The following is a 23296-nucleotide window of genomic DNA, read 5'->3' as shown; positions in this document are numbered from 1 at the left end:
CGCGCCGTCTCACCGAATTCACTGAGTCACCCATGAGCGACAAGAAAGAGAAAGCCTCCTCGAAATACCCCGTCAACCTGCTCGACACGCCGTTTCCGATGCGCGGCGATCTGCCCAAGCGCGAACCCGCGTGGGTCAAGGAATGGCAGGAGAACAAGGTCTACGAGAAAATCCGCGCGGCGAGCCGCGGCCGCAAGAAGTTCATCCTGCATGACGGCCCGCCGTATGCGAACGGCGACATTCACTTGGGCCATGCGGTCAACAAGATCCTGAAGGACATGATCGTCAAGGCGCGCAATCTCGCGGGCTTCGACGCCGTGTACGTGCCGGGCTGGGACTGCCACGGCATGCCGATCGAGATCCAGATCGAGAAGCAGTTCGGCAAGTCGCTGCCCGCCGCCGAAGTCATGCAGAAGGCGCGCGCCTACGCGAGCGAGCAGATCGAGAAGCAGAAGGTCGGCTTCCGGCGTCTGGGCGTGCTCGGCGACTGGGACAACCCGTACAAGACGATGAACTTCGTGAACGAAGCGGGCGAAATCCGCGCGCTGGCGAAGATCATGGAAAAGGGCTTCGTGTTCCGTGGCCTGAAGCCCGTGAACTGGTGCTTCGACTGCGGCTCGGCGCTGGCCGAAGCGGAAGTCGAGTACAAGGACAAGACCGATCCGACGATCGACGTGCTGTTCCCGTTCGCTGAGCCGGACAAGACCGCGCAGGCGTTCGGCCTGCCCGCGCTGCCGAAGACGGAAGGCGGCATCGTGATCTGGACGACGACGCCGTGGACCATCCCCGCGAACCAGGCGCTCAACGTCCATCCGGAGATCGTGTACGCGCTCGTCGATACCCCGCGCGGTTTGCTGATCCTCGCGGCCGAGCGCGTCGAAGCGTGTTTGCAGAACTACGGTTTGCCCGGTGAAGTGATCGCCACGACGACCGGCGCGAAGCTCGCCAACGTGCGCTTCCATCATCCGCTCGCGGCCGCGCATCCGGGCTACAAGCGCACGTCGCCCGTCTATCTCGGCGAGTACGTCACGACTGAAAGCGGCACGGGCGTCGTGCATTCGTCGCCGGCCTATGGCGTAGAAGACTTCGTATCGTGCAAGGCGCACGGCATGGCGGATTCGGACATCATCAACCCCGTGATGGGCGATGGCCGCTACATCGAATCGCTGCCGCTGTTCGGCGGCTTGTCGATCTGGAAGGCGAATCCCGAAATCGTGGAAGCGCTGAACAACGCCGGATCGCTGCTCAAGACCGAGAAGTACACGCACAGCTACATGCACTGCTGGCGTCACAAGACGCCGATCATTTATCGCGCGACGTCGCAATGGTTCGCGGGCATGGACGTGACCCCGAAGGACGGTGGCAAGACGCTGCGCGAAACCGCGCTCGAAGGCGTCGAGAACACGGCGTTCTATCCGTCGTGGGGCAAGCAGCGCCTCTTCAGCATGATCGCGAACCGTCCGGACTGGACGCTCTCGCGCCAGCGTCAATGGGGCGTGCCGATGGCGTTCTTCGTGCACAAGGAAACGGGCGAACTGCATCCGCGCACCATCGAATTGCTGGAGGAAGTGGCGAAGCGCGTGGAGCAAGGCGGCATCGAGACGTGGCAAACGCTCGATCCGCGCGAGCTGATCGGCGACGACGCGAACATGTACGAAAAGAACCGCGACACGCTCGACGTCTGGTTCGACTCCGGCACGACGCACTGGCACGTGCTGCGCGGCTCGCACAAGGACGAGCTGCAATTCCCGGCTGATCTGTATCTCGAAGGCTCGGACCAGCATCGTGGCTGGTTCCATTCGTCGCTGCTCACGGCATCCATGCTCGACGGCCGTCCGCCCTACGACGCGCTGCTCACGCACGGCTTCACCGTCGATGGCGAAGGCCGCAAGATGTCGAAGTCGCTCGGCAACGGCGTCGATCCGCACGAAGTGGCGAATCGCCTCGGCGCGGAAATCATCCGCTTGTGGATCGCGTCGACGGACTATTCCGGCGAGCTCGCCATCTCCGAGGAAATTCTCAAGCGCGTGACGGAGACGTATCGCCGTATCCGCAACACGCTGCGCTTCCTGCTCGCGAATCTCTCGGATTTCGACTTCGAGAAGAACGCGGTGCCGGTCGCGGATTGGCTCGAAATCGACCGCTACGCCGTGGCGCTCACGCGCAATTTGCAGGACGACGCGCTCTCGCACTACGAGAAGTACGAGTTCCATCCGGTCGTCGCGAAGATCGCGACGTTCTGCTCCGAAGACCTGGGCGGCTTTTATCTCGACGTGCTGAAGGACCGTCTCTACACGACGAAGCCCGATTCGCGCGAGCGCCGCAGCGCGCAGACCGCGCTCTTCTACATCGCGCACGGCTTGCTGCGACTCGTCGCGCCGTATCTCTCGTTCACGGCGGAAGAAGCGTACAAGGTGCTGAAGCCCGGCCAGGACACGATCTTCGCCGAGGTCTACGCGACGTACCCGGACATTCCGAACGGCGGTGAGTTGCTGGACAAGTGGTCGCTGATCCGCTCGGCGCGCGGCGACGTGACGAAGGCGCTGGAAGAAGCGCGCACCGCGAATCTGATCGGCTCGTCGTTGCAGGCGGAAGTCGTCGTTCGCGCGAGCGGCGCGCGGTACGACGCGCTCGCGAGCCTCGGCGATGCGCTGCACTTCGTGCTCATCACGTCGCAGGCGTCGGTCGAGCGCGTGGCGAGCGAAGCCGAAGAAGGCGTCGACGTGACCGCATCGCGCTACCTGAAGTGCGAACGCTGCTGGCACTACTGCGCCGACGTCGGCTCGCACCCTGAGCATCCGGGTCTCTGCGGCCGCTGCTTCTCCAATCTCTTCGGCGCTGGCGAAACGCGAGGCGCAGCATAATGGCAAGGACTATGGCGAAACAAAGTACTTCGAGCGGTTCGCTCGCGCCGTGGATCGGCGTCGCGCTCATCGTGATTCTGTTCGACCAGTTGACGAAGATCGCGGTCCAGAAGGTGTTCGCGTACGGCGAGCCGCACGCGCTGGCGCCCTTCTTCAATCTGCTGCTCGTCTATAACCGCGGCGCCGCGTTCAGCTTTCTCGCGGCGGCGGGCGGCTGGCAGCGCTGGGCGTTCACCGCGCTGGGCGTCGTGGCGGCGGCTGTGATCTGCTATCTGCTCAAGAAGCATTCGGCGCAGCGGCTCTTCTGCACGGCGCTCGCGCTCATCATGGGCGGCGCGATCGGCAACGTGATCGACCGGCTGGCTTACGGTCATGTGATCGACTTTCTCGACTTCCACGTGAAGACGTGGCACTGGCCCGCGTTCAATCTCGCAGACAGCGCGATCACGGTCGGCGCGGTGCTGCTGATTTTCGACGAGCTGCGGCGCGTACGCGGCTCGAAGTGATGTGCAGAGGCGCGGCTCCCTTTTCGGAGCCGCGTTTTTTTTGCGACGGAGGCAAGTTGGAACTCGCAGGCAAACATCTTGTGCTGGGACTGACCGGCGGCATCGCGTGCTACAAGATCGCGGAGCTCACGCGGCTGCTCGTGAAAGCAGGCGCGACCGTGCAAATCGTGATGACGGAAGCGGCCACGGAATTCATCACGCCCGTCACCATGCAGGCGCTCTCGGGCCGTCCCGTGTATGTGTCGCAATGGGATGCGCGCATGCCGAACAACATGCCGCATATCGATTTGTCGCGCGAGGCGCATGCCATCGTCATCGCGCCCGCCTCGACCGATTTCATCGCGAAGCTCGCGCATGGCATGTGCGACGACCTGCTCTCCACGCTTTGCGTCGCGCGTGATTGTCCGCTGCTCGTCGTGCCCGCAATGAACCGCCAGATGTGGCAAAACCCGGCGACTCAGCGCAACGTCGCGCAGATCCGCGCGGACGGCGTGGAAGTGCTCGGACCGGATTCGGGCTCGCAGGCGTGCGGCGAAGTCGGCGACGGCCGCATGATCGAGCCGGAAGCCGCGTTCGAAGCGATCTGCGCGTCGTTTCAGCCCAAGATTCTGCGCGGCCGCCGCGTGCTGATTACCGCGGGCCCGACGTTCGAGCCGCTGGATCCGGTGCGCGGCCTCACGAATCGCTCGTCGGGCAAGATGGGCTTCGCGCTCGCGCGCGCGGCGGCGCAGGCGGGCGCGGACGTGCATCTCGTCGCCGGGCCGGTTGCGCTGCCCACGCCGTGGGGCGTCTATCGCGAAGACGTGCAGACCGCGCAGCAGATGCACGATGCCGTCATGCAGGCCGCGTCCGATGCCGAGATTTTCATCGCGGTGGCGGCGGTGGCGGACTGGCGCGTCGATCACGCGAGCGAGCACAAGATCAAGAAGTCGGGCGATGCGTTGCCGGCGTTCAACTTCGTCGAGAATCCGGACATTCTCGCTTCGGTCGCAAACCTGCCGAATCCGCCGTATTGCGTCGGCTTCGCGGCCGAAAGCGGCGACCTCGACTTGCACGGCGAGGAAAAACGCAAGCGCAAGAACGTGCCGCTCTTGATCGGCAATCTCGGGCCGCTCACCTTCGGCCGCGACGACAACGAAGTCGTGCTCTTCGAGGCATCGGGCAGAACGCCGTTGCCGCGCGCCGATAAACAGTCGCTCGCGCGCACGCTGATCGCGGAAATCGCCAAGCGCGCGCCGAGCGGCGGCTCGCTTCTCTCGTAGGCTCGACATGACGAAGTTATCCGTTCTCGACCAGACGCCGGTCATCCACGGCCACACGACGGCGGACGCCATCGCCGCGACGCTGGACCTCGCGCAACTCGCCGACGATCTCGGCTACACGCGCTACTGGTGCGCGGAGCATCACGGCCTGTACGGCGTGTCGAACCCGTGCCCGGAAGTGATGCTCGCGCGTATCGGCAGTCTGACGAAGCGCATTCGCATCGGCTCGGGCGGCGTCATGCTGCCGTACTACAGCCCGTTCAAGGTCGCCGAGCAGTTCCTGATGCTGGAGGCGTTGTTCCCGAATCGCGTCGATCTGGGCGTCGGCCGCGCGCCGGGCGGCGACATGCGGACCGCGCAGGCAGTGGCTGCCGGGTCGTACAATCGCGGCGATATCTTTCCGCAGCAAGTGGCCGAACTGATCGCGCTCTTCGACGGCAAGATTCCCGACGATTCGCTCGCCAGAGGCGTGCTGCTGCAACCGCAGATCGACACGCGCCCCGAACTGTGGATGCTCGGATCGAGCGATTTCGGCGGTCTGCTCGCCGCGCAACTCGGCATCCGTTTCGCGTTCGCGCATTTCATCAACGCGCACATGGGGCATCACGTGGCGGAGGCGTATCGCGAGCGGTTCGTCGCGGGTCACGAAGAGAAGCCGTATCTCGCGGCGGCGGTGTTCGCCATCTGCGCCGATACCGAAGACGAAGCCGTGGCACTGGAGAAGGCCGTCGATCTGCGTCGCGTGCAGATGGCGTATGGCCTGAACCAGCCGATTCCGTCGATCGCGCAGGGCGTCGCGCAGCAATACGGCGAGCGCGAGCGGGCGGTGATCGCGCATGAGAAGGCGCGCAGCATCATCGGCACGCCGGAGCGCGTCACCGAAAAGCTTCACGCGCTGCAAGAACAATTCGACGCCGACGAACTGATCGTTCTGACGGTCGCCGGCAGCTACGCCGCACGCACGCGGTCCTATCAACTCCTCGCCGACGCGTTCGCGCTCGGCCGTTCAGCCTGACCATGAAACTCGACGTCAAGATTCTCGACGCGCGCATGCGCGATTTCCTGCCCGCTTATGCTACGCCCGGCAGCGCCGGCCTCGACCTGCGCGCGTGTCTGGATGCGCCGCTCGTCATCGAGCCGCATCAGACGGTGCTCGTGCCCACCGGCCTCGCCATCCACCTCGCCGATCCCGGCTATGCGGCGCTCATTCTGCCGCGCTCGGGTCTCGGTCATAAGCACGGCATCGTGCTGGGCAATCTGGTCGGCCTGATCGATTCCGATTATCAAGGGCAACTGATGGTTTCGACGTGGAATCGCGGCGACACCGCGTTCACGCTGAATCCGATGGAACGGCTCGCGCAACTGGTCATCGTGCCGGTGGTGCAGGCGCAGTTCAATATCGTCGATGACTTCGAGGCGAGCGAACGCGGCGCGGGCGGATTCGGCAGCACGGGCAAGCACTGAGCTTTCCGAAGCCCAAAAAAACGGCGCGTTCTCGAAAGAACGCGCCGTTTTTCTTTGAGGCTAACTCACGATCAGTCGACTTCGATCGCTTCCGGATTCGGATTACGCGGCGGCGCCGAGTTCTCGTCGAACGTCAGCTGCACCTTGTCTTCCGCATCGACGTCCACGGTCACGCGGCCGCCGTTGAGCAGCTTGCCGAAGAGCAACTCGTCGGCGAGCGCGCGGCGAATCGTGTCCTGAATGAGACGCTGCATCGGACGCGCGCCCATCAGCGGATCGAAACCGTGCTTCGCCAGGTGCTTGCGCAGCGCATCCGTGAACACCGCATCGACCTTCTTCTCGTGCAGCTGATCTTCCAGTTGCATGAGGAACTTGTCGACCACGCGCAGGATGATTTCCTCGTCCAGCGAGCGGAAGCTGATGATCGCATCCAGACGGTTGCGGAACTCCGGCGTGAACATGCGCTTGATGTCGGCCATTTCATCGCCCGACTCGCGGCGCGACGTGAAACCGATCACCGCCTTGCCCATCGCCTCGGCGCCCGCGTTCGTCGTCATGATGATGATGACGTTACGGAAATCCGCCTTGCGCCCGTTGTTATCCGTCAACGTGCCGTGGTCCATCACCTGCAAGAGCACGTTGTAGATGTCCGGGTGCGCCTTCTCGATTTCGTCCAGCAGCAGCACGCAATGCGGCTTCTTCGTGACGGCCTCGGTCAGCAGGCCGCCCTGATCGAAACCGACGTAGCCCGGCGGCGCGCCGATCAGCCGGCTCACCGCATGGCGCTCCATGTATTCGGACATGTCGAAGCGCAGCAGTTCGATGCCGAGCGTGAACGCGAGCTGCTTCGCCACTTCCGTCTTGCCGACGCCCGTGGGGCCGGAGAAGAGGAACGCGCCGATCGGCTTGTCCGTCTTGCCGAGACCCGCGCGCGCCATCTTGATCGACGCCGACAGCGCGTCGATGGCCGGATCCTGACCGAACACGACGGCCTTCAGATCGCGGTCCAGCGTCTGCAGCTTGCTGCGATCGTCCTGCGACACGCTTTGCGCCGGCACGCGCGCGATCTTCGAGATGATCTCTTCGATCTCGCTCTTGCCGATGGTCTTCTTCTGCTTCGACTTCGGCAGAATGCGTTGCGCCGCGCCCGCTTCGTCGATCACGTCGATCGCCTTGTCCGGCAGATGACGGTCCGTGATGAAGCGCGCCGACAACTCAGCCGCCGCCGAAAGCGCACCCGACGAGTACTTCACGCCGTGGTGTTCCTCGAAGCGCGACTTGAGACCGCGCAGAATCGCGACCGTCTGCTCGACGGAAGGCTCGGTGACATCCACCTTCTGGAAGCGCCGCGACAGCGCCGCGTCCTTCTCGAAGATGCCGCGATACTCCGTGAACGTGGTCGCGCCGATGCACTTCAGCTGCCCCGACGACAACGCCGGCTTCAGCAGGTTCGAAGCGTCGAGCGTGCCGCCCGATGCCGCGCCCGCGCCGATCAGCGTGTGGATCTCGTCGATGAACAGAATGGCGTGCGGACGCTCCTTCAGTTCCTTCAGCACCGTCTTGAGACGCTGCTCGAAATCGCCGCGATACTTCGTGCCCGCGAGCAACGCGCCCATGTCGAGCGAGTAGACCTGCGCATCCGCGAGGATGTCCGGCACTTCGCCGCGCGTGATGCGCCAGGCGAGACCTTCGGCGATGGCCGTCTTGCCGACGCCCGCTTCGCCCACGAGCAGCGGATTGTTCTTGCGGCGGCGGCAGAGCACCTGCACCACGCGCTCGACTTCCAGCTCGCGGCCGATCAAAGGATCGATCTTGCCGTCCTTCGCCTGCTGGTTCAGGTTCTGCGTGAATTGCGCGAGCGGCGTTTCCTTCTGCGCGGCGGCGTCTTCCGATTCCGGATTCGCTTCGCTGTTCGCCTTCGCGGCGTCGCCGCTGTTCGTCTTCGCGATGCCGTGCGAAATGAAATTCACGACATCCAGACGCGTCACGCCCTGCTGCTGCAGGTAGTAGACCGCGTGCGAGTCCTTCTCGCCGAAGATCGCGACGAGCACGTTCGCGCCGGTCACTTCCTTCTTGCCGTTCGAAGTCGATTGCACATGCATGATCGCGCGCTGAATCACGCGCTGGAAACCAAGCGTCGGCTGGGTATCGACGTCGTCCGTGCCGGGCACGGTCGGCGTGTTGTCATGAATGAAATTGCGCAGGTTCTGACGCAAATCCTCGATATTTGCTGCGCAGGCGCGCAGCACTTCAGCCGCGGTCGGATTGTCCAACAAGGCCAGTAAAAGATGCTCGACCGTTATGAACTCGTGCCGCGCCTGACGTGCTTCCATAAACGCCATGTGCAGACTGACTTCCAGTTCCTGGGCAATCATGCTTCCTCCATCACGCACTGCAGCGGATGCCCCGCTTGCCGTGCATGGCTAACGACTTGCTCAACTTTGGTCGACGCAATATCCCGCGTGTAGACCCCACAAACTCCCCTGCCCTCGCGATGAACCTTCAGCATGATCTGCGTCGCAGTCTCACGATCTTTATTGAAGTATTCCTGCACGATCATCACGACGAATTCCATCGGCGTGAAGTCGTCATTCAGCAGCACCACCTTGTACATCGCCGGCTTTTTGAGCTTCTGCTCCTGCCGCTCGAGTACCGTGCCATCCTGCTTGTTGGGATTTATCGCCATACACCCATTCTAAACAACACGGACGCCTTCGCAATTGCCGCTCCAGCACTGGCCGCACGGCCCTATGGTATGGCTGGAAAACACGCGTCGCGCAGCGACCGTCCATCGAATCCTGCCGGCGCCCAACCTTCGGCGCGGCCCGCTTGCACCTCGTCGAATCCAGTATCGCACAGCTTCAAAAAAAACAAACCGCACGACGGTGGCGCGCTGCCGGGCGTATCACACAAGTGAGACGATTATGCGACTTTTCAAGATGCCTTGCTTGGACGGCGGCGCACACGGGAAAGCAGGAATTACCCTACGAATGTGGACTTTGCAACGAGCTTAACGGCCATCCCAAAAATTCCTTGACACTCGATTTAAGAGATTTAACAATCAAACTGGCACTTTTTTCCGGGGACATCGGGCAAAAAAGGCCGAGGGGAGCAGTGAGGAGGAGGCGGTTCGCTGTGGGGTGGGCCGTCGAGCTTTTCGAGCGTGCTCTGGTTGCGACGAGAGTTAGAGGGGAAGTACGAATGTCTACTGGTACGGTCAAGTGGTTCAACGACGCGAAAGGCTACGGATTCATCACGCCCGACGAAGGCGGCGAGGATCTGTTCGCACATTTCTCGGCGATTCAGATGAACGGTTTCAAGACGCTCAAGGAAGGCCAAAAGGTCACTTTCGAGATCGTCCAGGGGCCGAAGGGCAAGCAGGCATCGAACATCCAGGACGCAGCCTGACCGTTCGGGTGCCATGAGCCCGTAAAACCCGGCTTCGCGCCGGGTTTTTTTATGCTTGCTCGACCGTCGAATGTGCGCGGCCAGGACGGCGTCACATGTTCTCGATCATGACCTCGCCGAATCCCGAGCACGACACCTGCGTCGCGCCTTCCATCAGCCGCGCGAAGTCGTACGTGACGCGCTTCGAAAGAATCGACTGCTCCATCGACGCGATGATGCGATCCGCCGCCTCGGTCCAGCCGAGATGGCGCAGCATCATTTCGGCGGACAGAATTTCCGAGCCCGGATTCACGTAATCCTTACCGGCGTACTTGGGCGCGGTGCCGTGCGTGGCCTCGAACATTGCAACGGAGTCCGACATGTTCGCGCCCGGCGCAATGCCGATGCCGCCGACCTGCGCCGCGAGCGCATCCGAGATGTAATCGCCGTTCAGGTTGAGCGTGGCGATCACGTCGTATTCGGCCGGACGCAGCAGGATCTGCTGAAGGAACGCATCGGCGATCACGTCTTTCACGACGACATCCGCGCCCGTCTTCGGGTTCTTCACCTTCATCCACGGGCCGCCGTCGATCAGTTCGGCGTTGAACTCCTTTTGCGCGAGGGCGTAGCCGTAGTCGCGGAACGCGCCTTCGGTGAACTTCATGATGTTGCCCTTGTGCACGAGCGTGACCGAGCGCCGGTTGTTGTCGATCGCGTATTGAATCGCCTTGCGCACGAGCCGCTCCGTGCCCTCGCGCGACACCGGCTTGATGCCGAGCCCGGACGACTCCGGGAAGCGGATCTTCTTCACGCCCATTTCATCGCGCAGGAACGCAATCACCTTCTTCGCTTCCGCCGATTCGGCCGGCCATTCGATGCCCGCGTAAATATCTTCCGAGTTCTCGCGGAAGATCACCATGTCCACCTTGTCCGGCTCGCGCAGCGGCGACGGCACGCCCTTGAAGTAGCGCACCGGGCGCAGGCAGACATATAGGTCGAGTTGCTGCCGAAGCGCAACATTCAGCGAACGGATGCCGCCGCCGACGGGCGTCGTGAGCGGTCCTTTGATCGAAACGACGTATTCCTTCACGACGTCGAGGGTTTCGTCCGGCAGCCAGACGTCCGGACCATAGACGCGCGTGGCCTTTTCGCCCGCGAAGATCTCCATCCAGTGAATCTTGCGCTTACCGCCGTACGCCTTCTCGACTGCCGCATCCACCACCTTGAGCATGACCGGCGTGATATCGACGCCCGTGCCGTCGCCCTCGATGTACGGAATGATCGGCTGATCCGGAACGTTGAGCGAGAAATCCGCGTTGACGGTGATTTTTTCACCGCCCGCCGGAACCTGGATGTGCTGATACGACATGGTCGACTCCAATGAAGGCCGGACTTGATGATTGGTTGCGCGGACGCTCGCTGCGCCAGCGCTTTCATTTTATCCACGGCGGGCGGACGGAAGGCCCTCGCCGGCGCGGCAATGAGAGAAACGGATCGCGATCCATTATGCATTAAGATGCCGCATTCACGCCCCGGCGCCTTGCCGCGCGGCGTGCCTCGCCTGCCACCCGTTCCGCATGTCTGCCGATGCCGCTCATCGCTCTGAATAAACCGTTCGGCACGATCTGCCAGTTCTCCGCGCACGAAACGCGCGCGTCGCTCGGCGACTTCGTGTCGGTGCCGGGCGTCTATCCGGCGGGCCGGCTCGATGCGGACAGCGAGGGCCTTCTCCTGCTCACCGACGACGGCGCGTTGCAGGCGCGCATCGCGGAACCGCGCCACAAGCTCGTCAAGCGATATTGGGCGCAGGTCGAAGGCGCGCCCACTGGCGATACGCTCGCGCGTCTCGCGAAAGGCGTCGATCTCGGCGATTACGTGACGCGGCCCTGCAAGGCCGCTTTCGTCGCGGAGCACGACGCCGAGCGGCTGTGGCCGCGCAATCCGCCGATCCGCTATCGCGCCGCCATCCCGACGACGTGGATCGAGCTCGCCATCACCGAAGGGAAGAACCGCCAGGTCCGGCGCATGACGGCGGCAGTCGGCTTTCCGACGCTGCGGCTCGTGCGCGTGTCGATCGGCGCGCTCGACGTCTTCTCGCTGCGGCTCGCGCCCGGCGAAAGCGTGGAAGTGCCGGCGCAATCGCCATGGCGTTGAATCGCATTCAAGTATCGTCGACGGCGCTTTGCTGTAAACGCACGATTAGCCGCGTACCTACCCGCGAAGATTTTTTGCATCTCGGCAGCGAATCCCTGCGAAATCGCGTCAACCGACTCTTTCGGCGACGCGTTAAGGGCCACAGATGCCGCACAAAGCTATCCGGCATGAACGAAACACCCTTTCGATTAACCTGTGTGCTCCAGGCTCTTTGAAAGGAACAAGCGTTCACAGCCGTATCGAGTTTTTGCCGATACGACTGTCAACCGAAAGGTGGATGGCTCGTTTACCGACATGACTCATTGACCGGGTCGTTTGGTTAATTAACTCAAGCTGAGGATTCACAAATGAACAAACTGATCGCTGCTCTCGTCGCTGGCCTGTTCGCAACGGCTGCATTCGCACAAGCTTCGGCTCCGGAAGCCGCTGCTCCGGCTGCTGCGTCGGCTGCTTCGGCACCGGCTCACAAGGCTGCCAAGAAGCACTCGCACAAGAAGTCGCACAAGAAGTCGCACAAGGCTGCCGCTTCGGCACCGGAAGCTGCTTCCGCAGCTCAGTAAGTTCGTTGTAAGACGCGGTATAGCGAAGCTAAAAACGAGCATTACCGCCGTCTTCACGGCGTTAAAGGGCAGATCGCCGAATGGCAATCTGCCCTTTTGTTTTGCATGCGGCCTTTGCGTCGTTTCGTATTTGCGCCACGAGCTACATTCGCCGCCTTCGCTCGCGCTTTTTACATTCGCGTCGTGCTTCAAGTAACATGCGCGGGGCTGCTGTTTCTTTCTTAGCGCGGACGACCGATTTCTAAGGAGCATCGTGTGAATTCGCTGTTGCTTTCTCTGCGCGCGTTGCGCGCGCCATTCCCTTTTGCTGAATCGATTCGCCGCGCGACTGCCATTCGACGACTGCGCGCGCTCGTCATCGCCATTTTGCTGCCGTTCGCCGCGCTTTCGCTCGCGCAGGCCCAGACGATGCCGCCCGGCGCGAAGCAGCCGTCGGAGTTTCCGCGCGCGAAGCTCACGGCCGGCATGTTCGTGATCGACGCCGCCGTGGCCGCCAACGACGCGGACCGCGAGCAAGGTCTCATGTATCGCACGCAACTCGCCGCGAACGAAGGCATGCTTTTCGTGTTCGACGAGAACGCCGTGCATTGCTTCTGGATGAAGAACACGCTGATCCCGCTGTCGATCGCGTTCATTCGCGCGGACGGCACGATCACCGACATCGACGAAATGGATGCCGAAACCACGAATAACCATTGCCCGCGCAACAACGGCGTGTACGCGCTGGAAATGAGCAAGGGCTGGTTCACGGCCAAGGGCATCAAGCCGGGCATGAGAATCAAGGGACTGCCGGGCGCGCACTGAGCGCAAGTCTGGATGAACGATAGAAACGGCGTGTCGCCTGACGCGCCGTTTTTTTTCGCCCGTGCGGGGCGGCGGCGGGACAATCCGGAAGCGTTTGTCGCAACGTTCGGCAGGGCTGGCAAGATTCCTGCAAGAAGCTGGTCTACGCGCTATCCTAAAAAGATTGCATGGGACCGCAGCAAGGGCTGAAGCCCGATACGGTCGACAGCTTTGCATGGGACCGCAGTAAAGGGCTGAAGCCCTAACTGCGGTCGCAATTACCCACAGGAGGTTCACGTGCCCCGCAAGACTCCCATCGAGCGCTATCGCAATATCGGTATTAGCGCCCACATCGATGCCGGCAAAACGACCACTACCGAACGCATCCTTTTCTACACCGGCGTGACGCACAAGATCGGCGAAGTGCACGACGGCGCGGCGACGATGGACTGGATGGAGCAGGAGCAGGAACGCGGCATCACGATCACGTCCGCCGCGACGACCGCCTTCTGGAAAGGCATGGCCGGCAATTATCCGGAACATCGCATCAACATCATCGATACGCCGGGACACGTCGACTTCACCATCGAAGTCGAGCGTTCCATGCGCGTGCTCGACGGCGCGTGCATGGTCTACGACTCGGTCGGCGGCGTGCAGCCGCAGTCCGAAACCGTGTGGCGTCAGGCGAACAAGTACAAGGTGCCGCGCATCGCGTTCGTCAACAAGATGGACCGCGTCGGCGCGGATTTTTTCCGCGTGCAGCGGCAAATCGGCGAGCGTCTGAAAGGCGTCGCGGTGCCGATCCAGATTCCGATCGGCGCGGAAGAGCATTTCCAGGGCGTGGTGGATCTCGTGAAGATGAAGGCCATCGTCTGGGACGACGAGAGCCAGGGCATCAAGTTCACGTACGAAGAGATTCCCGACAATCTCAAGGACGTCGCGCATGAATGGCGCGAGAAGATGGTCGAGGCCGCGGCCGAATCGAGTGAAGAACTGCTCGAAAAGTATCTCGAAGACCACGAAAGCCTGACCGAAGAAGAGATCAAGACGGCATTGCGCCAGCGCACCATCGCGAACGAAATCGTGCCGATGCTTTGCGGCAGCGCGTTCAAGAACAAGGGCGTGCAGGCGATGCTCGACGCGGTGATCGACTATCTGCCCTCGCCGGTGGATGTCCCCGCGATTCTCGGCCACACCGAAGACGACCAGGAAGCGGAGCGCCATCCGAGCGACGACGAGCCGTTCTCCGCGCTCGCGTTCAAGATCATGACCGACCCGTTCGTCGGCCAGCTGATCTTCTTCCGCGTGTATTCGGGCGTCGTGAATTCGGGCGATACGGTCTACAACCCGGTGAAGGAAAAGAAAGAGCGGCTTGGGCGCATCCTTCAGATGCACGCGAACGAACGCAAGGAAATCAAGGAAGTGCGCGCGGGCGATATCGCGGCGGCGGTCGGCCTGAAGGAAGCCACGACCGGCGACACGCTGTGCGATCCGGGCAACATCATCATTCTCGAACGGATGATCTTCCCGGAGCCGGTGATCTCGCAGGCCGTCGAGCCGAAGACGAAAGCCGACCAGGAGAAGATGGGCATCGCGCTTAATAGACTTGCGCAGGAAGACCCGTCGTTCCGCGTCACGACCGACGAGGAATCCGGCCAGACCATCATCTCCGGCATGGGCGAGCTGCACCTCGAAATTCTCGTCGACCGCATGAAGCGCGAGTTCGGCGTGGAGGCGACGGTCGGCAAGCCGCAGGTCGCGTATCGCGAGACCGTGCGCAACAAGGTGACGGATGTCGAAGGCAAGTTCGTCAAGCAGTCGGGCGGGCGCGGCCAGTACGGGCACGCCGTCATCACGCTGGAACCGGACCCGGGCAAAGGCTACGAGTTCGTCGACGCCATCAAGGGCGGCGTGATTCCGCGCGAGTACATTCCGGCCGTGGACAAGGGCATTCAGGAATCGCTCAAGTCGGGCGTGCTGGCGGGCTATCCGGTGGTCGATACGAAAGTGACGCTGACCTTCGGCTCGTATCACGATGTCGATTCGAACGAAAACGCGTTCCGCATGGCCGGCTCGATGGCCTTCAAGGAAGCGATGCGCCGCGCGAAGCCCGTGCTGCTCGAACCGACGATGGCCGTCGAAGTGGAAACGCCCGAGGAATTCATGGGCAACGTGATGGGCGACTTGTCGAGCCGGCGCGGCATCGTGCAGGGCATGGAAGACATCGCGGGCGGCGGCGGCAAGATCGTGCGCGCCGAGGTGCCACTTGCCGAAATGTTCGGCTACTCGACGTCGCTGCGCTCGCTGACGCAAGGCCGCGCGACCTACACGATGGAGTTCAAGCACTACGCCGAGACGCCGAACAACGTGTCGGAAGCGATCATCAACTCGAAGGGGAAATGATCGCCGCCCGCTTTGGGCGCTTCGCCGTGTAATATCGGAAGTCCGTTGCTCGCGCGGTGTCGGCGGCAACGGACTTTGTCTATCCGAGAGACCAGAGGCACCATGAGCGACGCACATCATATCGATTGGCGCGAGAACGGCGTCAAGGTCATCAAGGGCGATCAGCTCGACACCAACACGCCGCAGACGCCGGGCATGAACCGCGCGGCCGCCATCGACGCCGCGCGCGTCGGGGCGCAGAAGATCTGGGCGGGCACGGTCACCATTCATCCGAATGCGAAGACCGGCGCGCACCATCATGGCGCCCTCGAAAGCGTTATCTACATCGTGCGCGGCCAGGCGCGCATGCGCTGGGGCGAGCACCTCGAATTCACGGCGGAAGCCGGTCCGGGCGATTTCATCTTCGTGCCGCCGTACGTGCCGCATCAGGAAATCAACGTGAGCACGGATGAACCGCTCGAATGCGTGCTCGTGCGCAGCGACAACGAAGCGGTCGTCGTGAATCTGAATATCGACGCGGTCGAAACGCCGGAAGAAGTCTTCTGGGTCGATCCAATCCACAAACATCCGCACGAACATTGACACGCCGCCCAACTAAGCGGCGCGTTCCTTGCTTCCACGCCGAGACGCGCTGACTTCGCGTCACTTCGGCGAAGCGCGGCGAACAACGACAACACGCACAGGAAACGATCACCGATGAAGAAAGCATCGACGGACGCGCATCACCTGGAGCTTGCGCGCGGCAACGCGGGCGAGCTGGGCAATCACGCGATCGACGAGTTCATGGCCGGCCGCCTCACGCGGCGCGAACTGCTGCGGCACGCGAGCGTGCTCGGCTTCGCGCTGTCGGCGGGCGGGCTCTTCGGCATGCCGGCGGCGCGCGCGCAGAGCGCGGGCAAGCCCGGCGGCACGATCCGCGTCGCGCACATGACGCCTGCGGGCGCGGTCGATCCGCTCACCGTCACCGATGCGGCCGGTCTCGTGCTCATCAATCAGACGGGCGAATTCCTGATCGACGACGACAGCGAGACGCTCACGCTGCGCCCTGCCCTCGCGCTCTCGTGGTCGTCGAACGCAACGGGCGATGTCTGGACCTTCAAACTGCGCCCGAACGTCAAGTTCCACGACGGCCAGCCGATGACGGCGAAGGACGTCGCCGCAACCTTCAACCGCCTGGCCGATCCGGGCGCGGGCTCGGCGGCACTCTCGGTGCTGAAGGGCGTGCTGTCGAAGGATTCGGCGAAAGCGGTCGACGACCACACCGTCGAGTTTCATCTCGACGCGCCGAACGGCAATTTCCCGTACTACGTTTCCTCCGACAACTACAACGCGGTGATCCTGCCCGCGAACTTCAGTGGCCCGTACGAGAAGTCGTTCATGGGAACGGGCGCGCTGAAGCTGGAGAAGTACACGCCGAAGGTCGGCGCGTCGTTCGTGCGCAATCCGGACTACTGGGGCGACAAGTCGCTGCCCGACCGCGTGCAGTTCTCGTTTTACGCCGACCAGCAGGCGCAACTCCTCGCGATGCAAGGCCGCCAGGCCGACGTGATGGGCGACTTCACCGTGCAGGGCGGCGTCTCGATGCTGTCGAACCCGCAGTTCAAGGTGCTGGGCGCGAAGTCGAGTTCGCATCGGCAGATCCACATGCGCTGCGACATGGGCGCGTTCAAGGACAAGCGCGTGCGTCAGGCGCTCGCGCTCGCGATCAATCGCGAAGTCATCGTGAAGGGCCTGTTTCGCGGGCGCGCGGTCGTCGGCAACGACAGTCCGTTCGCGCCGGTCTTCCCGTCGAGCGATCTCACCGTGCCGCAGCGGCATCTCGACATCGCGAAAGCGAAGCAGCTGATGAGCGAAGCGGGCGTGGCCAACGGCTTCGACATCACGCTCACGACCGAGAAGTACATGGAGATTCCCGATCTCGCCGTGGTCGTGCAGAACGCGGCGAAGGCCATCGGCATTCGCATCGCGCTGAAGGTGGAGAGCCAGGACCTGTATTACGGCTCGGGCACGTTCGGCAAGTCGGACTGGCTGGATTCGCCGCTCGGCATCACGGACTACGGGCATCGCGGCGTGCCGAACGTGTTTCTGAACGCGCCGCTCACGAGCAGCGGCACGTGGAACGCGGCGCATTTCAAGAACGCGGAGTACGACAAGCTCGTCGCGCAGTTCGTCGCGGCGCTCGACGTCGCCTCGCAGAAGAAGCTCTCCGGCCAGATTCAGCGCCTTCTGCTCGACGAAACGCCCGTCGTGATTCCGTACTTCTACGACCAGTTGATCGTCACGCGCGCGAACGTGTCGGGCGTGCGCTTCAACGCCATTTCGCAGATGTGGTTTGACCGCGCGACGGTGGCCGCTTGAGCACGATCACGTCACCGGCGGGAATCGGCGGCAAGCGCAACGGCACGGCGAAGGCGCGGCGCGTGCTGCGCTTCGTCGGCGTGCGCGTGCTGCTTGCGCTCGTCACGCTGTGGCTTCTGTCGATGATCGTCTTCGCGGGCGGACAACTCTTGCCCGGCGACGTGGGCCGCGCGATTCTCGGCCCGCTCGCCGATGCGCGCGCCGTCGCGGCGCTCAATCATCAATTGGGCGTGGACCGGCCGCTTCTCACGCAATACACCGGCTGGATCACGCACTTTCTGCGCGGCGACATGGGCGAGTCGTATGCGTTTCGCGCGCCGGTCGCGCCGTTCATCGGCGGCGCGCTGTGGAATTCGGCCAAGCTCGGCGCGCTCGCGTTCGTGGTCGTGGTGCCGCTCGGCATCGCGGGCGGCGTGTACGCGGCGCTGCACGCGGGGCGCTGGATCGACCGGTTCATCAGCATCGGCGGACTCACGGCGACGGTCGTGCCGGAGTTCGTGTCGTCCATCGTGCTGATTCTCATCTTCGGCGTGTGGCTGCAATGGCTGCCGATCGAAGCGAGCGCGCCCGCCAACGCGAGCGCGCTCGTGCAACTGAAGCATCTGATACTGCCGGTGCTGCCGCTCGTCTTCGTCTTCTTCGGCTATATCGCGCGGATGGCGCGCGCAGGCACGGTCGAGGCGCTCGACGCCGACTACACCCGCACCGCGATTCTCAAGGGCTTGCCGCGCCGCGTCGTGATCCTGCGGCATGTGCTGCGCAACGCGCTTCTGCCGACGGTCACGGTCGCCGCGACGCAACTCGGCTATATGATCGGCGGACTCGTCGTCGTAGAGACGCTGTTTCACTATCAGGGCATCGGCTCGCTCATCTATAACGCCGCGAAGGCCAAGGACTTTCCGATGCTCGAAGCCGGCGTGCTGACCATCGGCGTGATCTACACGGCGGCGAATCTGATCGCGGATGCGCTATACGTGGTGCTCAATCCGCGCCTTCGCACCGGAGGCGCGCGATGAGCACGGTCGCCGCCGTCAGACCGAAGCGATTCGACGCCCTCGGCGCGCTCGCGCGTTCGGCCACGTTCGATGTCGGCGTGCTGATCCTGCTCTTCTGGGTCGCGTGCGCGCTGTTCGGGCACTGGCTCACGCCGCAAGACCCGTATGCATCCGATCCGTTGAACTCGCTCACCCCTCCTTCCGCCGACCACTGGTTCGGCACGGATCAACTCGGCCGCGACGTGTTCGCCCGCGTGATCGTCGGCTCGCGCGACATTCTCACCATTGCGCCTTTAGCGACGCTGCTCGGCACGGCGGCGGGCACGGCGCTCGGGCTCGTCGTCGGCTATTTCGGCGGCTGGGTGGATGCCGTGGTCGGCCGCGCGATCGACGCGCTGCTCGCGCTGCCGCTCGTGATCGTGGCGCTGCTCGCGCTGGCCGCCGTCGGCGCGAGCAACACGACGGTGATTCTGGTCATCGGCCTCACCTTCGCGCCGATCACCGCGCGCACGGTCCGCGCGGCCGTGCTCGGCGAGCGGCATCTCGACTACGTGCTCGCGGCGCAACTGCGCGGCGAAAACGCGTTCTACATCATGTTCGCGGAGATTCTGCCGAACGTGCTGCCGCCGATCATCGTGGAAGCGACGGTGCGCCTGGGCTACGCGATCTTCGCGGTCGCGACGCTGTCGTTTCTCGGCTTCGGCATTCAGCCGCCTTCCGCCGACTGGGGCCTGGCGCTCTCCGAAAGCTACACGCTGATGGCGGGCGGCGCGTGGTGGACGGTCGTGTTCGACGCGGCGGCGATCGCGTCGCTCGTCGTCGCCGTGAACCTCGTCGCGGATGCCGTGCAAGGAGTGCTCGACCGATGAACGGACCGCCGCCATCGGCCTTCCCCGCGTTCGGCGCGGCCAAGGGCAGCGAGACGGACGCGCTGACGGTCGTCGGCCTGACGGTCGCGTATCGCACGCGCTGGCACGACCGCGATGTCCTGCAAGACGTGACGCTGCGCGTGCGGCGCGGCGAAGCGTACGGGCTCGTCGGCGAATCCGGCTGCGGCAAATCGACGGCCGCGCTCGCGATCCTGCGCTATCTGCCGCGCAACGGCCGCGTGAAGGCGGGCCGCATTACGGTCGGCGGACACGACGTGGCGTCGCTGCCCGCCGAAGCGCTTCGCGTGCTGCGCGCCAACGCCGTGTCGATGGTCTATCAGGACCCGGGCCGCGCGCTCAATCCATCGCTGACGATCGCGCGTCAGGTGTCCGAAGCATTCGAAGCAGCGGGCGCCTCCGCCGACGACGCGCTCGCCCGCACCGCCGACATGCTGCGCCGCGTGCGGATCGCGTCGCCGGAGCGCGTGATGGAGAGTTATCCGCATCAATTGTCGGGCGGCATGCAGCAGCGCGTCGTGATCGCGATGGCGCTCGCGTGCAATCCCGAACTGCTGATTCTCGACGAACCGACGACCGGACTGGATGCCACCGTCGAAGCCGAAGTGCTCGATCTGATCGCCCAGTTGCGCGCGGAACTCGGCACGGCGGTGCTGTTCATCAGCCACAACCTCGCGGTGATCGGGCGCATGTGCGACCGCGTCGGCGTGCTGTACGCGGGCCGATTGGTGGAAGAAGGCGCGACCGCCGACGTCTTCGCGAAGCCGCGCCATCCGTACACGGTCGGCCTCTTGCGCTGCCTGCCGACGAGCACGCGCACGAAGGAAACCGGCCGTCTGGACACGATTCCCGGCTCGCTGCCGCTGCCGGGTTCGGTCGCGCAAGGCTGCATCTTCGCGCCGCGCTGCAAGATGGCGGACGAACGCTGCGTGAAGGAAGCGCCGCCGCCGTATCGCGTGGCATCGCTTCACGGCGATCAGATGGCGCGCTGTCATTATCACGAGCGCGCGCACCTCTTGCCCCGCTCGACCGACGAAACGCCGCCGCCCGCGCCGCCGCGCGACGATGCGCCGCTCGCGCTGTCGGCTCGTCATGTGTCGAAGACCTTCCGTGTTGGCGATGAAGACGTGCGCGCCGTCCACGATGTCTCGCTCGATCTCGCGCAGGGCGAAACGCTCGGGCTCGTCGGCGAATCCGGCAGCGGCAAGACGACGCTCGCGAAACTGCTGCTCGGCCTCGTCTCGCCGGATGAAGGCGCGACGCTCGAACTCGACGGCCAGCGCCTCGCCGAGCGCGTCACGCGGCGCAGCGGCGAGCAGGTCAAGTCGCTGCAGATCGTGTTCCAGAATCCGGATTCGGCGCTGAACCGCGCGCATTCGGTGCGCAGGCTCATTGCGCGGTCGCTCGCGAAGCTCGGCGCGTTGCATGGCGAAGCGAAGGAGCGGCGCCTGCACACGCTCACCGAGGCCGTGCGCCTGCCCGAGCGTTACCTCGGCTCGCGCACGCGGCAACTATCGGGCGGACTCAAGCAGCGCGTCGCGATTGCGCGCGCCTTCGCCGGCGATCCGCGCGTGGTGGTCTGCGACGAGCCCACTTCCGCGCTCGATGTCTCCGTGCAGGCCGCGATTTTGAATCTGCTCGCGGACTTGCAGCGCGAGCGGCGCGTGAGCTATGTGTTCATCTCGCACGATCTGCATGTGGTGCGCTATCTGTCGGACCGAATCGCCGTGCTGTATCTCGGGCGCATCATGGAAATCGGCCGCGCCGCCGATGTGTTCGACGGCCCGCAGCATCCGTATACGGAAGCGTTGCTGTCGTCGGCGCCGTCGCTCGACGACGCGCACGCGGCGCATCAGCGCATCCGGTTGTCGGGCGAGTTGCCGAGCGCGGCGAATCCGCCGTCGGGCTGCGTGTTTCACACGCGCTGTCCGCGCAAGATCGGCGAGATTTGCGAGCGCGAGACGCCGCCCAACCGCGATGCGGGCAACGGTCACGTCATCCATTGCCATATTCCGGTCGCTGAACTGCGAGCGCTGCGATCGCGCGAAAACGTGACCTGAAGCAAACGGTCGCCGGAACCAAAGCGCGCCGCTTCGCCTCTCAACGGTTCACTGTTCATACAAGAGGATACCTACGATGAAACGCGCTCTCTCGCTCGCCGCTTCTCTCGCGCTTTGCGCAGCCACGGCCGCTCACGCGCAAACCGCGCCGACGCCCGGCGCATCCGATCCGAGCTTTTCCGCGTGGTCGCTCGCGCAGCAGTGCGGCCAAAAAGGCGACAACGCCGCGCAGGGACAATGCGTCGGCGCGGTGCGGGGCATCGTGCGCGGGTATCAGTACGGCGTGCTGTTCCTGTCGCAACGCGCGTCGATGCCGGCGAACGAAACGCGGCGCGTGTCGCTGTGTTTGACGGATACGACGGTGTCGTCGATCGTCGATGATTTTCTCGCGGACGCGAAGCAGGTCAGTGAGGCGGATCTAAGGCGCACGCCAGCGGAAGTCGCGGTGTTGGGGTCGGTGCATGCGCATCATGCGTGTTCGTGATTAGGCGCGGTTGAGACGTAGCGGGCGTGTGGGGAACGCGCCCGCTCATCTAGGCGATGCGCGGCATGTTTCATGGCAGCGGGCCCCGACTAGACAGTCAGGATCACGAGCCTTGGAGCCCGTTCGAACGCCGACAGGAATCCATCGGCCAGCCATGACGTGCGGTTTTGCGCGAAGGATCACGGTCGTCGAGCCGCTGAGGCGCCACGCAAACCGCGCAAGTCCTGATGGCATCGCCGATGGCATCGGAGAAGAGAACTACGCGACTCGCTCCCTCAAAGCATCTCCAACCCCCTCTTTCTCGTGGGCGGCCTGAACTCCCCATCGATCTCCGCCAACTCCTCCGCCGACAACCGCAACTCCACCGCCGCGCGATTCTCCCGCACATGCGCGACATCCGCGGCCTTCGGAATCGCGAAGACGTCGGGCTGTTGCAGCACCCATGCAAGCGCCACCTGAAACGCCGACACGCCGCGCGCCGCCGCGATCTTCGCGAGCACGCCGCCGGGCGGCAGACGCGCATGATCGACCGGGCTGTACGCCATCGCGGGCAGCCGGCGTTCACGCAGCCATGGCAGCAAGTCGAACTCCGGCCCGCGTCGCGCGACGTTGTAGAGAATCTGATCCGTCGCGCAGGCATCGCCGCCATCGAGCGAGAAAAGCTCCTCCATGTCGTCGGTGTCGAAATTGCTCACGCCCCAATGCCGAATCTTGCCGTCGCGACGGAGCTTCTCGAAGCCCGCGACCACGCCCTGCAAGTCTTCGCCGCCGCGCCAGTGCAGCAAGTACAAATCGATGCGATCGGTCTTCAGCCGCTTCAGACTCCGCTCACACGCCGCCTGCACGCCGCGCTCGCTGCCGTTATGCGGATACACCTTGCTCACGATGAACACATCGTCGCGCACGTCCGACAGCGCCTCGGCGATGAGCTTCTCGCTCTCGCCGTCGCCGTACATCTCGGCGGTGTCGATGAGCGTCATCCCCAGTTCGACGCCTTCACGCAGCGCCGCGATTTCCGCCTTGCGCGCGTTCGGGCGCTCGCCCATTTCCCATGTCCCCTGACCGAGTTTCGGGATCGCTTCGCCGCCAGGCAGCGTGACGACGGGTAATGTATTCGCCATGAAATGCC

20 protein-coding genes are annotated in these 23296 nt (G+C 63.8%); 16 read left to right on the top strand and 4 right to left on the bottom strand.

Annotated elements, in window-relative coordinates:
- Positions 1-32 precede the first annotated feature (32 nt).
- Genes ileS through dut form a run of 5 tightly spaced genes read left to right on the top strand, consistent with a single transcriptional unit; the run spans position 33 to position 6096 of the window.
- Complete coding sequence (gene ileS, locus HWX53_RS04595; RefSeq protein WP_175939643.1) at positions 33-2864, top strand: isoleucine--tRNA ligase; 2832 nt, start codon at positions 33-35, stop codon at positions 2862-2864.
- Positions 2864-3370 carry a signal peptidase II gene (gene lspA, locus HWX53_RS04590; RefSeq protein WP_175939642.1) on the top strand — a complete coding sequence of 169 codons (507 nt, stop codon included), beginning with the start codon at positions 2864-2866 and terminating at the stop codon, positions 3368-3370. The genes ileS and lspA overlap by 1 nt, the downstream gene beginning before the upstream one ends.
- Positions 3370-4632: a bifunctional phosphopantothenoylcysteine decarboxylase/phosphopantothenate--cysteine ligase CoaBC gene (gene coaBC / locus HWX53_RS04585; protein ID WP_175940600.1), complete on the top strand. Its 1263-nt coding sequence runs from the start codon at positions 3370-3372 to the stop codon at positions 4630-4632. Before lspA ends, coaBC begins: the two co-directional genes overlap by 1 nt.
- Positions 4633-4639: 7 nt before the next feature.
- Positions 4640-5647 (top strand): LLM class flavin-dependent oxidoreductase, encoded by a 1008-nt coding sequence (locus HWX53_RS04580; RefSeq protein WP_175939641.1) that lies wholly within the window; start codon positions 4640-4642, stop codon positions 5645-5647.
- 2 nt (positions 5648-5649) lie between these two features.
- On the top strand, positions 5650-6096 hold the full coding sequence (gene dut, locus HWX53_RS04575) for a dUTP diphosphatase (RefSeq protein ID WP_175939640.1): 447 nt from the start codon (positions 5650-5652) through the stop codon (positions 6094-6096).
- 71 nt (positions 6097-6167) lie between these two features.
- On the opposite strand, the gene clpA is transcribed toward dut, so the two are convergent.
- Both clpA and clpS read right to left on the bottom strand, forming a co-directional pair.
- Positions 6168-8471 carry an ATP-dependent Clp protease ATP-binding subunit ClpA gene (gene clpA / locus HWX53_RS04570; protein WP_175939639.1) on the bottom strand — a complete coding sequence of 768 codons (2304 nt, stop codon included), beginning with the start codon at positions 8469-8471 and terminating at the stop codon, positions 6168-6170.
- Positions 8468-8782 (bottom strand): ATP-dependent Clp protease adapter ClpS, encoded by a 315-nt coding sequence (gene clpS / locus HWX53_RS04565; protein ID WP_008351199.1) that lies wholly within the window; start codon positions 8780-8782, stop codon positions 8468-8470. Before clpS ends, clpA begins: the two co-directional genes overlap by 4 nt.
- A 515-nt stretch (positions 8783-9297) precedes the next feature.
- On the opposite strand from clpS, the gene HWX53_RS04560 reads away from it, so the two are divergent.
- Complete coding sequence (locus HWX53_RS04560; RefSeq protein ID WP_175939638.1) at positions 9298-9504, top strand: cold-shock protein; 207 nt, start codon at positions 9298-9300, stop codon at positions 9502-9504.
- 91 nt (positions 9505-9595) lie between these two features.
- Here the strand turns inward: HWX53_RS04560 and icd are convergent, their stop codons facing one another.
- Positions 9596-10852, bottom strand: a complete 1257-nt coding sequence (gene icd / locus HWX53_RS04555; protein WP_175939637.1) for an NADP-dependent isocitrate dehydrogenase — start codon at positions 10850-10852, stop codon at positions 9596-9598.
- Between the two features lie 218 nt (positions 10853-11070).
- On the opposite strand from icd, the gene HWX53_RS04550 reads away from it, so the two are divergent.
- From HWX53_RS04550 to HWX53_RS04505, 10 genes are all read left to right on the top strand, one after another.
- On the top strand, positions 11071-11637 hold the full coding sequence (locus HWX53_RS04550) for a pseudouridine synthase (RefSeq protein ID WP_175939636.1): 567 nt from the start codon (positions 11071-11073) through the stop codon (positions 11635-11637).
- 347 nt (positions 11638-11984) lie between these two features.
- Complete coding sequence (locus HWX53_RS04545) at positions 11985-12197, top strand: hypothetical protein (protein ID WP_175939635.1); 213 nt, start codon at positions 11985-11987, stop codon at positions 12195-12197.
- A gap of 342 nt (positions 12198-12539) precedes the next feature.
- The gene (locus HWX53_RS04540) at positions 12540-13001 is read left to right on the top strand and encodes a DUF192 domain-containing protein (protein WP_175940599.1); all 462 of its coding nucleotides are present in this window, start codon (positions 12540-12542) and stop codon (positions 12999-13001) included.
- Between the two features lie 276 nt (positions 13002-13277).
- A complete protein-coding gene (gene fusA / locus HWX53_RS04535; RefSeq protein ID WP_175939634.1) occupies positions 13278-15383 on the top strand; it encodes an elongation factor G in 2106 nt (701 codons plus the stop codon).
- Between the two features lie 102 nt (positions 15384-15485).
- Positions 15486-15965: a cupin domain-containing protein gene (locus HWX53_RS04530; RefSeq protein ID WP_175939633.1), complete on the top strand. Its 480-nt coding sequence runs from the start codon at positions 15486-15488 to the stop codon at positions 15963-15965.
- 114 nt (positions 15966-16079) lie between these two features.
- On the top strand, positions 16080-17741 hold the full coding sequence (locus HWX53_RS04525) for an ABC transporter substrate-binding protein (protein WP_175939632.1): 1662 nt from the start codon (positions 16080-16082) through the stop codon (positions 17739-17741).
- A gap of 5 nt (positions 17742-17746) precedes the next feature.
- A complete protein-coding gene (locus HWX53_RS04520) occupies positions 17747-18757 on the top strand; it encodes an ABC transporter permease (protein ID WP_244140044.1) in 1011 nt (336 codons plus the stop codon).
- Positions 18754-19605, top strand: a complete 852-nt coding sequence (locus HWX53_RS04515; RefSeq protein WP_175939631.1) for an ABC transporter permease — start codon at positions 18754-18756, stop codon at positions 19603-19605. Before HWX53_RS04520 ends, HWX53_RS04515 begins: the two co-directional genes overlap by 4 nt.
- Positions 19602-21683, top strand: coding sequence for an ABC transporter ATP-binding protein (locus HWX53_RS04510; protein WP_175939630.1), 2082 nt, complete (start codon positions 19602-19604; stop codon positions 21681-21683). The genes HWX53_RS04515 and HWX53_RS04510 overlap by 4 nt, the downstream gene beginning before the upstream one ends.
- A 76-nt stretch (positions 21684-21759) precedes the next feature.
- On the top strand, positions 21760-22167 hold the full coding sequence (locus HWX53_RS04505; protein ID WP_175939629.1) for a Rap1a/Tai family immunity protein: 408 nt from the start codon (positions 21760-21762) through the stop codon (positions 22165-22167).
- A gap of 275 nt (positions 22168-22442) precedes the next feature.
- On the opposite strand, the gene HWX53_RS04500 is transcribed toward HWX53_RS04505, so the two are convergent.
- A complete protein-coding gene (locus tag HWX53_RS04500) occupies positions 22443-23288 on the bottom strand; it encodes an aldo/keto reductase (RefSeq protein ID WP_175939628.1) in 846 nt (281 codons plus the stop codon).
- Positions 23289-23296: the final 8 nt, after the last annotated feature.

It is taken from the genome of Caballeronia sp. BCC1704, assembly GCF_902833455.1.
Taxonomy (GTDB): Bacteria; Pseudomonadota; Gammaproteobacteria; order Burkholderiales; family Burkholderiaceae; genus Caballeronia.
The sequence above is the reverse complement of the archived record's forward strand: the minus strand, read 5'-3'. Positions and strand labels throughout refer to the sequence as shown.